The 334-nt window shown below is 68.9% G+C and carries 1 pseudogene; it reads right to left on the minus strand.

Annotation, left to right across the window (positions count from 1 at the left end):
- Window positions 1-332: pseudogene (locus tag P3H15_RS55295) on the minus strand (hypothetical protein); the annotation flags it as partial.
- Between the last annotated feature and the right edge of the window lie 2 nt (window positions 333-334).

The raw sequence follows: 334 nt of genomic DNA on the forward strand, positions 1-334 counted from the left end.
GGGTGCGGCCGGAGCGGGTGCCGTTGTCGTTCGGGCAGGCCCGGTTGTGGTTCCTTCACAAATTCGAGGGGCCGTCGGCGACGTACAACATTCCGGTGGCGGTGCGGTTGAACGGTGCCCTCGACGATGCGGCGGTGGCCGCCGCGGTCCGCGATGTGGTGGCTCGGGGCGCGGGAGACCTGCGCGACACCCGGGGTGTAGGCGATGGACAGGTCGCGCTGGCTGTCCAACGGGGCCGTCAACTCCACGGACAGCTTTCCCCCGACGTGGCCGGCGAAAATCTCCTCGTCGGTCAGCTCGACCTTCTGCGATGCGGTGGGTTCGGACACGATGG

The organism is Rhodococcus sp. T2V (assembly GCF_029269925.1).
GTDB lineage: Bacteria > Actinomycetota > Actinomycetes > Mycobacteriales > Mycobacteriaceae > Rhodococcus_F > Rhodococcus_F koreensis.